8 protein-coding genes are annotated in these 12,385 nt (G+C 59.6%); 4 read left to right on the top strand and 4 right to left on the bottom strand.

Going from position 1 to position 12,385, the window contains the following annotated elements; all coding sequences use genetic code 11:
* Positions 1-17 precede the first annotated feature (17 nt).
* Together G536_RS29285 and G536_RS0121340 are read right to left on the bottom strand one after the other, a co-directional pair.
* Positions 18-1,352: an alkaline phosphatase family protein gene (locus G536_RS29285; RefSeq protein WP_022825639.1), complete on the bottom strand. Its 1,335-nt coding sequence runs from the start codon at positions 1,350-1,352 to the stop codon at positions 18-20.
* 27 nt (positions 1,353-1,379) lie between these two features.
* Positions 1,380-4,547 (bottom strand): TonB-dependent receptor, encoded by a 3,168-nt coding sequence (locus G536_RS0121340; RefSeq protein ID WP_022825638.1) that lies wholly within the window; start codon positions 4,545-4,547, stop codon positions 1,380-1,382.
* 369 nt (positions 4,548-4,916) lie between these two features.
* On the opposite strand from G536_RS0121340, the gene G536_RS0121330 reads away from it, so the two are divergent.
* On the top strand, positions 4,917-5,687 hold the full coding sequence (locus tag G536_RS0121330) for a porin family protein (protein ID WP_022825636.1): 771 nt from the start codon (positions 4,917-4,919) through the stop codon (positions 5,685-5,687).
* A gap of 187 nt (positions 5,688-5,874) precedes the next feature.
* On the opposite strand, the gene G536_RS0121325 is transcribed toward G536_RS0121330, so the two are convergent.
* Positions 5,875-7,830 carry a vWA domain-containing protein gene (locus tag G536_RS0121325; protein ID WP_022825635.1) on the bottom strand — a complete coding sequence of 652 codons (1,956 nt, stop codon included), beginning with the start codon at positions 7,828-7,830 and terminating at the stop codon, positions 5,875-5,877.
* Between the two features lie 181 nt (positions 7,831-8,011).
* Here G536_RS0121325 and G536_RS0121320 point away from each other — a divergent pair, with 181 nt between their 5' ends.
* The 3 genes from G536_RS0121320 to rpiB all read left to right on the top strand — a co-directional run bounded on the left by G536_RS0121320 (position 8,012) and on the right by rpiB (position 10,840).
* Positions 8,012-9,304: a serine hydroxymethyltransferase gene (locus G536_RS0121320; protein WP_026880455.1), complete on the top strand. Its 1,293-nt coding sequence runs from the start codon at positions 8,012-8,014 to the stop codon at positions 9,302-9,304.
* Positions 9,305-9,443: 139 nt separating this feature from the next.
* Positions 9,444-10,316 carry a twin-arginine translocase subunit TatC gene (tatC, locus tag G536_RS0121315; RefSeq protein ID WP_342664773.1) on the top strand — a complete coding sequence of 291 codons (873 nt, stop codon included), beginning with the start codon at positions 9,444-9,446 and terminating at the stop codon, positions 10,314-10,316.
* A gap of 92 nt (positions 10,317-10,408) precedes the next feature.
* Positions 10,409-10,840 carry a ribose 5-phosphate isomerase B gene (gene rpiB / locus G536_RS0121310; RefSeq protein WP_022825632.1) on the top strand — a complete coding sequence of 144 codons (432 nt, stop codon included), beginning with the start codon at positions 10,409-10,411 and terminating at the stop codon, positions 10,838-10,840.
* Between the two features lie 87 nt (positions 10,841-10,927).
* On the opposite strand, the gene G536_RS0121305 is transcribed toward rpiB, so the two are convergent.
* Complete coding sequence (locus tag G536_RS0121305) at positions 10,928-12,340, bottom strand: hypothetical protein (protein ID WP_022825631.1); 1,413 nt, start codon at positions 12,338-12,340, stop codon at positions 10,928-10,930.
* Between the last annotated feature and the right edge of the window lie 45 nt (positions 12,341-12,385).

Genomic DNA, 12,385 nt, shown 5'->3' with positions numbered 1-12,385 from the left:
AGCCAGCCGCTACGCCCTTATTGCTTTACTATCTGCATGGGCAGCGGGCTTTGGGCACCGGTGAAAGGCAACCCTAGTAGCCGCGCCGTAATCGGCGCCACATCTTGCAAGGCCATTTGCGGCACCACTTCGCCCGCCTTGAAACCAGCACCGAAACCGATAAAGCCGGTTTGAATCTGCGCGAAATCGGGGAAGAAGCCGTGGGTACCGCCTTTACCGGGCCGCACCACCGCGCCTTCGCGGCTGCCGTTCATTGATACGCCGGGCACCGGTGCCAAGGCCAGCGCCACGTTCGGGTCGGCGCCTACTCGGTCTAGCTCGGCGCGCTCCACCACTCGGAACAGCTTGCGCTGCTCGGCGGGGGCAGCGGCCAACAGCTGGCGGACTTGCTCCAGGGTTTTCTTGTCGTTCTTGTTTTTCAGCATCAGGAAAGCGGCCGCGCCCGAGGTGTGGAACTGCGCTTTCCACTCGCCTTTGTTGGCGCCATACAGGCCGTTTTGGGCCAGCCACACGTTGGGTGCCAGCGTGGTATTGATATCCACGAAGCCGTGGTCACCGGTAACTATCACGGCCGTTTCTTTATCAATACCGGCCTTGGCCAGGGCCTCCACGATGTTGCCCACCACCCAGTCGGCGGTGGCTAGGGCGCGGCGCACATGTTCCCCGTCGCGGCCGTCTTGGTGCTCGGCGTGGTCTACCCCGAATACGTGCAGAGTGAGTAGGGCGGGCTTGTAGGTGGTCAGGATATAAGCGGCCATGCGGCTGCCGTTTTCGTCGCCGCTCACGTAGTCGCTGCTCATGTCGCGGGCCGTGAGTTTGCCGGTGGCGTTCAGTTCGATTTCCTCCAGCAGGCCCTTGGGCATGGTTTGCTGGCGTACCGGCGTGAACCGGTCCACGTTCTTATCGAGCGACCAATATTCGGGCACGTTGTAGTCAATCGGCGCGCCCACCGATACGGGCCACATTACGGAGGCCGATTTCAGGCCGGCTTTGTGCACGGCGTCCCAGAGGGTTTCGGTTTTGATGAGATTTTCCTCCCAGTACCAGCGGCCGGTAGCGCCATCGGGCTCGAAGGGCGAGTTGTAGTAGATGCCGTGTTGGGCCGGCGCCACGCCCGTAATGAGCGTGGTGTGCGACGGATACGTAACGCTCGGAAACACGCCCCGCACGCCATCGGCCGAAGTGCCCTGCGCGGCCATGCGCTGCAAGTTGGGCGTTGGCCACTTGGCTTCGCGGTAGAAATCGGGCCGGAACCCGTCGATGCTAATCAGCACTACGTGCTTAGCGGCCTGACCAAACGAGGTCAGTGCAAGTCCAAAACTCAACCCTACGGTGGCAATAAACGACTTCATACAAGAGAAGAAAAAGGTAACGAATGCTTAGAAAGAATAGCGGGCGCCCAGCTGCAATTGGTAAGGTGTGCCGCCCTGGTTGATGACGCCCACGTTTTCGTTGACGCGGTAGGTGTAGCGGCGCGTCGTTTGGTTGAAGCCCGTCACCGACAGCAGGTTCTGGTTGGGCAGATTGTAATTCACGCCCCAGTCCTTGTTGAGCAGGTTGGCGAAGTTGAAGGCGTCCACGCTGAAGGTGAGGCCCTGGGTTTTAAACAGTTTGAAGGTTTTTTGCAGGCGCACATCAAACGTACCGGCAAAGGGGTTGACGCCGCCGTTGCGGTCGGCAATGGTGCCGAGGCTGCGGCGGATGTAGTCTTTGGCGCGGTTGTCGGGGTTGTCGAGCACCTTCTGCATGGAGGCCGCCACGGCCGGGTTGGTTTCCGGGTTGCTAGGGTCGAACACGAAGGCCAGGTCGTTGTCGGTTCCGGGGCCGCCCACGAAGTCGCCATTGATATCGGCATCCACGAGCAGCGAGTAGCGGCTACCCCCGAGGCCGGTAAACCGGGCGCTCAGCGCGAAACCTTTCACGGTAGGCGAGGAGCCGAAGAACACCACTTTGTGCCGGAACTGGTTGTCGGAGTAGTTGATTTCGCTCAGGCTGCGCGGGTCCGACTTGATGGGCCGGAACGTGGACGTATTGGCCACGTTACCATTGTAGGACGTGTTGTCGCGCGTGTCGTTGAGGGTGTAGCTGGCGTTGAAATACCCGTCGCGGAAGTAGCGCACCTCGGCATCCACCACCATAGCCGCCTGCCGCACTTTGGCGCCGTTGGTGAACTCCAGGGTGCGGCCCACCGCCTGCGTTTTGCGGCCCAGCACGTTGTTGGTAATGCCCGCCGCCGTGATGGTATTGGCGGGCACGAACACGCCCCGGTTGGCTTCGTTATCAAGCGTGAAGTAGGGCTGGTCTACCAGGTTACGGTCCAGGTACACGTAGTTGTCGCGGGTAGAGGAGTACATAAGGTTCACGCCCACCCGCAGCCAGCTGTTCACAATGCGGTTCACGCTCAGGTTGGCCTTGTAGATGTTGGGCACCTGCAAGTTCTCGTCGTTCAGGTTGATGGTTGATACGTACGGCACGCCGGGCAGCAAACCGGGGGCCGTATTTGGGTCGGCGCGGTAGGCAATGAAGTCGGGGCGCGGTACCGGATTCTCGCCCGTTGCTGGCCGCGTCACGTCAATGGAGGCCACCTTGGTGCCGCTGTTCTGGATGTTGTTGACCTGTGCGTAGTTGATGGGGTTGGCCGAGAAAATACCGCCGCCCAGCCGCACGATACTTTTTCGTTCGCCTTTCACGTCCCAGGTTAGCTGCGCGCGGGGCTGAAAGTTGTTCCAGTCGGTGGGGTTGTTGTTGGTGCGCAAGCCCAAGGCTTCTTTCACCACGGGGTTGTAGGCACCCGCCGTCAGGTAGCTGGTCATGTCCCAGCGCAAGCCCACAATGGCTTCCACGTTGGTCATGGGATTGTACTGCGCCTGCCCAAACAACGAGGTATTCAACACATACTGCTGCACCGACGGCACGCCTTGCAGTGGCACCTCACGGGCGTAGCGGGTCGGGTTCAGGTCGTCGAATTCCTGCACGCTGTTGAACACGAAGCGCCCGTTTTGCTCGCTGGAAATGTAGGTATCCAGGTAAGTCAGGGTGTTGTCGGTGCCGAAGGTGAAGTTGTAGCGGCCCTTGGTTAGGTAGGTGGTGTTGACCAACTGCACCTGGTTTTCCAGGTTGTTTTCGGGCGTGAAGCGCTGGCCCCCGAGCTGCACCGAGGTGCTGCCCTGCCGGCCGTTGGGCAGGCGCGAACGAACCGTCACAATGGCCCGCGGAATATTGGCGCTTGGCAGCTGGTCGTTGGGCGTGTAGTCGCGCTTCACGGTTTGGTACTGCACTTTCAATTCGTTGAGCAGGTTCGGGCTGAACTGGGTACGCAACGAAGCCAACGTGCTGTTTTCGCGCGACTTGAAGTTGCCGTACACCTCGTACAGGTTGATGGCCGAGTTGTCGTCGGTGCTGTTGGGGTTGTCGTAGTCGCTGTAGTTGTTGCGCAGCGTCAGGCGGTTCCGGTCGTTGATCTGCCAGTCGAGGCGCGCGAAAAACGTGTTGTTCACCGTCTTGCGCCCGAACTCGCCCGTTTGCCGGGCCTCACTCAGGCCGTACTTGGTGCGGGCAATAGTAAGCACCGTATCCAGCGCGCCCTTGCTGATACCTAAGGCATTGGCATCGGCATCCGACTTGATATCGGCAATGAAAAACGGCGCTGACTGGTCTTGCCGGTCTAGTGCCGTGAAGAAGTGCAGCTTGTCTTTGATGATGGGCCCCGCGAGGCTGAAACCGTACTGGTTGGTGGTGAAATTCTGGGTGCGGCGGTTGCCCCGGATGTCGTAGGGGCTGGCCAGAAAATCGGCGCGGTAGTAGTCGAAAATCGAGCCCGTAAGCGTGTTGGTGCCCGACTTGGTCACGGCGCTGATGGTGCCGCCGCCCTGCCGGCCCTGGGTCACGTCGTACACGTTGGTGGCCACCTCAAATTCGCGGATGGCTTCCAGGGAAAGCGAGTACGGCCCGTTACCTACTGCCCCCGACGTGAGGTTGTTGCGGGCACTCACCCCATCAATCAGGTAGTTAGTAGACGAGGCCAACTGACCGCCCACGCTGCCGCCGTTGGTGGTAGGCGCTAGCGAGGCCAGGTTAGCAAAGCTGCGGTTGAGCACCGGAATCTGCCGGATGGTTTGGTCGGTGATGGCCGTGCTGCTGCCCAGCCGGTCGATGCGGCTGTTGAGGGCATTGCCGCGCACCACCACTTCCTGTAAGCCTACGGCGGCAGGCTGCATCATGAAATCCACGGCTAGCTGGTCGCCTAGGTTCAGGGCCAATTCGTTTTTCACTTGGTTGGTCGAGCCGATGTAGCTGGCCCGCACGGTGTAGGGCTTGCCTAGTGGGAGTTGCCGTAGGAAGTAGCGGCCTTCACCGTTGGTAACGGTAGTGGTCTGGAAGCCAGTGGCTTCATTGCGGACGATGATGGTAACGCCGGGCAGCGTCACGCCTTTTTCGTCCACCACGCGCCCAGCAATGGAGGCGTCGGTGGACTGGCCGAAACCTGAAGCGGCATTCAGCAGAGCTACTGAAACAATAGTAGGGAAGAGAGGAAAAGCTTTGCGCATAGCGACGGGCTAGAATGAGGCCGCAAAGGTTCTAGCCGACGGTAAAGCCAATGTTACTGCTGCAAGATGCTGCTGTTATGGTTTTGCCTAGATGCAGCTGTATTTTTCACAGTAACACAATATAAGGCGTGCAGCTAATGCAGATCGGCTTGTTCTTGCATCTACCTGCTGCCACAGTTTATCAAGCGGCCGGCGAGCTTTTTATCGCAACCGAAATGGTTGCCGGAATCTTCTGCACCGGCTAATGTCTGAACTGGTCGTATGAGGCCCGGTAAAAGTTTGGCACGGTTTTGTAATTACCCCTTACAACACCGGCTGCCCCACGCTGCGCAACGTGGCCCGGCCCCCAACCTCAACACTCTTTCAGCTATGAATACGAAGCGACTTTTCGGCCGCCTGGCTGCGGCTACCCTTTTGTTTTCCGGTTTTTCGCTGGCTGCCGAAGCCCAAGTCCAGACCCACCGCGTACCGGCCTACAGCGGCCGGCCCCAGGCCCGCCCCGTGTATTCCACCCGGTCTACTGGCACGGCCCTAACGCCCAAAATAGGTATCCGGGCCGGCGTGAACGTGTCGGACTGGTCGGGGGATGCGGTGCAGAGCGTGATGGACGTGGCCAGCTTCGCCAACGGCGCCGTGACCAAGGAGATGAAGCCTGGTTTCCACGTGGGCATGTACGCCACGCTGCCAATCAGCGCTGGTTTCGCCATCGAGCCCGGCATCAGCTACTCTGAGAAAGGCGCGAAACTACAGGGCACCGTACCATTTCCGGCCCTCGACTTCCTGAATGCCCGCGTAACGGCCACCTCGCGCATGGCTTATATTGATGTGCCGGTGCTGGCCAAGGCCTACCTCACGCCCGGCTTCTACCTCTATGCCGGCCCGCAGGTATCGTTCCTGGTGAGCAACAAGGCCCGCGTGGAAGCGGGTGCCCTGGGCTTCTCGGCTTACAAGCAGGATTTTGATGTCAAAGACCAGTTCCGCACCGTCGATTTTGGCGTGGTAGGCGGCCTGGGCTACCAGTTCGACAGCGGCTTCGGCCTCAGCGCCGGCTACGATTACGGCCTGTCGTCATTAGATAAAAACAACCGTTTCGATGCGCAAAACCGCGTCATCAAGGCCTCATTGAACTACTCGTTCTAAGCGCCCTGCACTTTTCGTTTAGTGTAAACCAAGAAAGCCCCACCGACTTCGGTGGGGCCTTCTTTTTTAATACCAAAGGTCAGGCCGGGTACAACGGGCACTGTGCACCCGGCGGTCTGCAACCCGCCGGAATTCCCGCCGCAATAGGTGAGTGAAGCCCCAGCCCGACCAACTATCTAACCCTCTCTTAACGAGAGTCATATGCACCCACCGAAGGTTGCAAGCCCTCTGCTGCTTTCATCAACCGCACTAGCTCGGCCCGGTACCCTTCTGGGTCTTTGCCGCGGGCTCCCTCGGCCAACTTCGCCGTAGCCGCCCAAGTGGCGTCGCCCCGATACTCGGACGCGCGCAACAACATGCCAAATTGGGCCACGGCAGCTGCAAAACGGAGATTTTCAGAAGCGCGCTCCAACGGAGCCACAGGGCCGCGCAAGGTGCGCTCAAACAGTTTGCTGGTGTTGCCCTGGGGCTCTTTGTAGCGCAGCTTTACGGTCATCAAGTCGGCGGAGGCCGGCGCTGGCTTCTCGCTAGCACCCGCTTGGTATTTCAGCTTGTCGATGGCGGCGGGGGCGCCTACGGGCACCACTTCGTAAAGGGCCGTCACGGTGTGGCCGGCGCCCATTTCGCCGGCGTCTTTGCGGTCATTGTTGAAGTCTTCGGCGGCCAGGGTGCGGTTTTCGTAGCCGATGAGGCGGTACTCGCGCACCCGCGCCGGGTTGAACTCCACTTGCAGCTTCACGTCTTTGGCCAGCGTGAAGAGGGTGCCGCCGAACTGCCGCACCAGCACCCGCCGGGCCTCATCGAGGTTGTCGAGGTAGGCGTAATTGCCGTTGCCTTTGTCGGCCAGCAGCTCCATTTTCTTGTCCTGATAATTGCCTTGGCCCACGCCTAGCACCGTCAGGAACACCCCCGATTCCCGTTCCTGCACAATCAGGTGTTCCATGGCATCGTCGCTTTGCTCACCCACGTTGAAGTCGCCGTCGGTGGCCAGAATCACGCGGTTGTTGCCGTCTTTCTGAAAATTGTCGCGCGCCACTTGGTAGGCCAGGCGCAACCCAGCGCCGCCGGCCGTGGAGCCCCCAGCCTGTAGGTTATCAATGGCCCGCAGAATCTCGCTGCGCTTGTTGCCGGCAGTGGGCGGCAGTACCAGCCCGGCCGCGCCGGCATACACCACCAGCGCCACCTTATCCTGCGGGCGCAACTCCTTCACCAGCAACCGCAAAGCAGCCTGCACCAGCGGCAGCCGGTCGTCGCCCATCATCGAGCCCGACACGTCCACGAGGAATACTAAGTTGGCGGGCGGCAGCTTGTCGGTGGCTACGATTTTGCCTTGTAAGCCCACGTGCACCAACTGGTGGGTTGGGTTCCAGGGGCAAGCGGCTAGTTCCGTGGTGACAGAAAACGGCTCGGGGCCGGTGGGCTGCGGGTAGTCGTACTGAAAGTAATTCAGCATTTCCTCGATGCGCACGGCATCGGGTGGCGGGAGCTGGCCCTGGTTGAGGAAGCGGCGCACGTTGGAGTAGCTGGTCGCATCCACATCAATACTGAAGGTGCTCAGCGGGTCTTTGGTGGTGCTCCGAAACCCACCTTCCTGGGTGTGCGCATAGGTTTCGCCGGCACTAGGAGCAGGGCGTGGAGCAGCAACGTACCCGGCGCCCGACCACCCCCCGGGTTTTCTTTTGCGGGCGGGTGCTGCGTAGCCTCGGTCATTACCCTGAGCTGTGATTTGCACACCGGCTGCTTTTCCAGCCAATGCACCACCAACTACTACCTCGTTCAGTGTTCTGGAGTCGGGTTGCAGTGCAACATTCAGCACTTGGTAGTCCTTGCTGACTGTATGCTCTTGCGTCACATAGCCTACATAACTGATAATCAGCACCCGATGACCGGCAGGCATCACCACCCGATACCCACCATCAGGAGCAGTAGAAACCCCGGTAGTAGTGCCTTTCACCAGCACCGTTACGCCCGGAAGTCCCTGTCCAGTAGAACGGTCGGTGATGCGCCCGCGCACCGTGAGCGTGTCGGGGGTGGGAACGGGGCGGAGGGTAGCGGCTTGCGCGGTGGGGCGGCTAGTGGTAGCAGCTCCGATGGCCAGGCTACCGGCGGCTACCAAAAGCGGCAGAAGCAGAAAGTTTTTCATAACAGGCAGGGGTTAGTGAACCGGATACCTGTTTGATGCGCACGCCTTCCGGATTCCACACCGCTTGGAAAAACTTTTTACGGACCCGCAAACAGCCACCGGCCGGAGTCAGTTGCCGCCACCGAGTTGGGCGCTTACAAGCAGCTTGGCAGTTCCGGACGGTGCGTGTACCTTTGAACCTATGGAAACGCAAGCCCCGACCCTCGCCCAAGACACCGCCATCTTCGACCTGATTCAGCGCGAAAAAGAGCGGCAAACGCACGGTATTGAACTGATTGCCTCTGAAAACTACGTTTCGGAGCAAGTGATGCGGGCGCAGGGCTCCATCCTGACCAACAAATACGCCGAGGGCCTCCCCGGCAAGCGCTACTACGGTGGCTGCGAAATCGTGGACCAGATCGAGCAATTGGCCATCGACCGGGCCAAGGAACTATTTGGGGTGGAGTGGGTGAACGTGCAGCCGCACTCCGGTGCGCAGGCCAACGCCGCCGTTATGCTAGCCATCCTCAACCCCGGCGACAAAATTCTGGGCTTCGACCTCAGCCACGGTGGTCACCTTACCCACGGCTCGCCCGTCAACTTTTCGGGCAAGCTCTACAAGCCGTCGTTCTACGGTGTGGAGCCCGAAACCGGCCTCATCGATTGGGAGAAGGTGAAAGCCACCGCCCGCCAGGAGCAGCCCAAGCTCATCATCTGCGGCGCCTCGGCCTACTCCCGCGACTGGGACTACAAAGCCCTGCGCGAAGCTGCCGACGAGGTAGGCGCGTTGCTGCTAGCCGACATCTCGCACCCCAGTGGCCTGATTGCCAAAGGTTTGTTGAACAACCCGTTCGACCACTGCCACATCGTTACTACTACCACCCATAAGACGTTGCGCGGCCCGCGTGGCGGCCTCATCATGCTGGGCAAAGACTTTGAAAACCCCTTCGGGTTGAAGACCCCGAAAGGCGAGCTGCGCATGATGTCGGCGCTACTGGACTCGGGCGTATTCCCTGGCACCCAGGGTGGCCCACTCGAGCACGTTATCGGTGCAAAGGCCGTGGCATTTGGCGAGGCCCTGAGCGACTCCTACACCGAGTACACCCAGCAGGTAATCCGCAATGCCCAGGCGCTGGCCAAGGGCTTCACCGACCGGGGCTACCAAATTATTTCGGGCGGCACCGACAACCACTTGATGCTGATTGACTTGCGCAGCAAGGGCCTCAGCGGCAAGCTGGCCGAAAATACCCTCATCAAGGCCGACATCACCATCAACAAAAACATGGTGCCCTTCGATGACAAGTCGCCCTTCGTGACCAGCGGCATGCGCATTGGGTCGGCGGCCGTTACCACCCGTGGCCTGCGCGAAACCGATATGGCCCGCATCGTAGATCTGATTGACGATGTGCTGATGCACAACGACGACGACGCTTACCTGCTGCGCGTGCGCGGCCAGGTGAACGAGTGGATGCAGCAGTTTCCGCTCTTCGCTTAACCTTGTGATTTAGTGGCTTAGTGATTTAGTGAACGGAAAACCAGTGGAGCAGCATCCTGCCACCACTGGTTTTCGTTTGTTGTTCACCCGACCTCCTTCGCTAAGTCACCGAATCACTAAGTCACTAATTCATTCCCTCGTGGATCAACAACACCTTTCTTCCGGGCACCCCGTAACGGGACAGCACCCGGAAATGTCTTTTATCGACCATCTGGAGGCGTTGCGGTGGCATATCATCCGCTCGGCCATTGCCATTGTCGTCTTCACTACAGCCGCGTTTCTGGCCAAGGATTTCCTGTTTCACGACCTGATTCTGGGGCCTTCCCGGGGGGATTTCTGGACCTACCGCGCCTTTTGCAAGTTCGGGCAGTGGATTCACGCCGAGGGATTGTGCATTGGGGAACCCACCTTCGATTTGCAGAACCGCCAGATGAGCGGACAGCTGACTATGCACATCAGCTCGTCATTCGTGGTGGGGCTGGCGCTGGCGTTTCCGTACACATTCTGGGAAATCTGGCGCTTCATCAAGCCGGGGCTTTACCCACACGAGCAAGCCAACTCGCGCGGCGCGGTGTTTTTCGTGTCGGTGCTGTTCATCATCGGGTTGCTGTTCGGCTACTTTATTGCCGCGCCGCTCAGCATCAACTTCCTGGCTTCGTATCAACTGGATTCGACCATCGAAAACCAGATTGACTTGCAGAGCTACATCAGCACGCTGACTACCATGAGCTTGTCGTGCGCGGGCGTGTTCGAGCTACCCATGATTGTGTTCTTCCTGGCCAAAGCCGGTATTGTAACGCCCGAAATCATGCGCCTGTACCGCAAGCACGCCATTGTGGTCATTCTGGTTGTGGCAGCCATCATCACGCCCCCCGACATTTCAGCCCAGATTATCGTCACGATTCCGATTGTGCTGCTTTACGAGCTGAGTATCAACATTGCCCGTGTGGTAACGCGCAACCGCACCAAGCAGCTCAACGAACGGCTAGCTGAAAACGGCGGTGTTTCTTAGTCAGAAGCCAGGCAATGACATAAAAGGCGAGGCGTGTTCCTCGCCCTTTTGTTTTTCAGCCTTCTCATTTCACCCTCAAATTCTTTATTCCAATGACTGCCATTGCCATCGGTTCCGACCACGCCGGCTTCGAGTACAAGCAGATGCTGGCCCACTGGCTGCGCGACAACGGTTACGAGGTGCGCGACTTCGGCACCAACTCTCCCGATTCAGTGGACTACCCGGACTTTGTGCACCCACTGGCGGAGGCCATTACTAACGGCGAGCTAGAGCGGGGAATTCTGGTGTGCGGCTCGGCCAACGGCGTGTGCATCACAGCCAACAAGCACCGCGGTATTCGGGCGGCTATTGCCTGGGAGCCCGAGCTAGCTGAGCTGGCCCGCCAGCACAATGATGCCAACATCATGTGCGTGCCGGCGCGCTTTATAAGCGAGGAAAACGCCCGTGCCATCGTCAGCCAGTTCTTGAATACGGCCTTCGAAGGCGGCCGCCACCAAACCCGCGTAAGCAAGATTGATTGTTAATTGTTGAAGGGCTGCTTGTGAAATTGTTGATGACACTCTAAGTATTGTGCCTAACGATTCCACAAGCAGCCCTTCAACAATTAATTCTCATTTCAACTCATATACCCGCGGCGTAGCGGTGGGTTGGTAACGGCCGAAGATGGCGGGTACTTTGTATTGCAGTTCCACCCAGCGGTTGGTTTGGTCGATGACCATTGTGGGCGGTGCTTCTGATAGGTTGCGGGCGAGCCGATAGACGCCGGCATACTGACTCAAACGGCTAAAATCGGTCTGGGCCAGCCGCCAATCCAAGTAGGGCGTCCCGACGGAATTGTTGAGGTAGGGCCGCATATCATCCCCGAGCACCAGCAGGCGCTGTCCCTTCACGCTGGCATAGCGGGCACTAGGCTGCACGGCGTAGCGCGCCTCAGCGGGGAACCGCAACGGGTCTTCGAGGTGCAGCAGCTCACGGTAGCGCAGCCCGGCCACGCTCCCCAGCAGCACCAGAAACAGCACTTCTACCACCCACATGCGCGGGCCTTTCTGCCACAGAAACAAGCTAAAGTAAGTGATGGGCGGCAGCAGCAAACCAATCGAGCCGGGCGCTGTGCCGCGGCCAACGGCCATCATCAGCGCCGCCACTAGCAGCCACACCAACATCAGCTGCTGAAACTTCACTTGGAAAACCAGCCCCAGCGCGGTAGTGAACGAGCGGGCCAAGGCCAGCAGCAGCACTGCGCCCGGTAGTATCAACAGCTTCCATTGGAGCGGCAGCGGCAGCCCGTCGGCCCCCATTACTAGGCCGCTCAGTGTAGGCACCAGGTGCAGCTGCCGGAAAGCAGGCAGCGCGTCGCTGTACAGAAAGAAGGTAGCCACCACCGCATACGGAAATCCAAAGCCGCACAGCAGCAGCAAAAAGCTCCGAAATGAATTGGCGGCGAATACAATAACGGCAAACAAGCCTACCAGCAGAAACAGCGCCAGCGGCATGTAGCACAGCGCCGCCACGCCCACCAGAAACCCCGCCCGAAACAGCCGCCGGTTGTCGTAGCCCTCCCGCGAGGTGGGCAGCATAGCGCTGAGCCCCAGGATGATAAACGTGTGCCCCAGCAGCAGCGGCGACAAGGTATCGAGGTCGGTGGTGGCGCTGGCAAGCACCAGGTAAGTAAGAGCGGCCACGTATCCACGCTCGGGGTGCACGTCGGCGCGGTTGAGCACGAAATTGAGGCGCAGCGCCTGAATAAGCAGCAGCGCGAAAGCCAGCATCCGGTACAGCCACAGCGGGCGGGAAGCCACCAAATCCAGCGCAGCAAACAGCACGGCCGCCAGCGGAGCGGTGGCGTCGTACAGGTCGCGGTAGGGCAGCGCGCCGGCGTGCAGCCGCTCACCTACCAGCATGGCTCGCAACTCCGCCATGGTAAGCGGTACCCCTAGCCACAGTAACGGCAGGCGGACAGCCAACACCAGTAGCAGCAGCACAATCAGGCGCGTGGGCAGCGGACTTTTAAAAAATTGAAGCAAGTGAAGGCAGAAGTCTTAGAATCTTGAGGAAGCTTGGAAAGGCTA

The sequence above is a fragment of the Hymenobacter norwichensis DSM 15439 genome (assembly GCF_000420705.1).
Classification (GTDB): Bacteria; Bacteroidota; Bacteroidia; order Cytophagales; family Hymenobacteraceae; genus Hymenobacter; species Hymenobacter norwichensis.
This window is presented reverse-complemented; position numbering and strand designations above follow the sequence as displayed.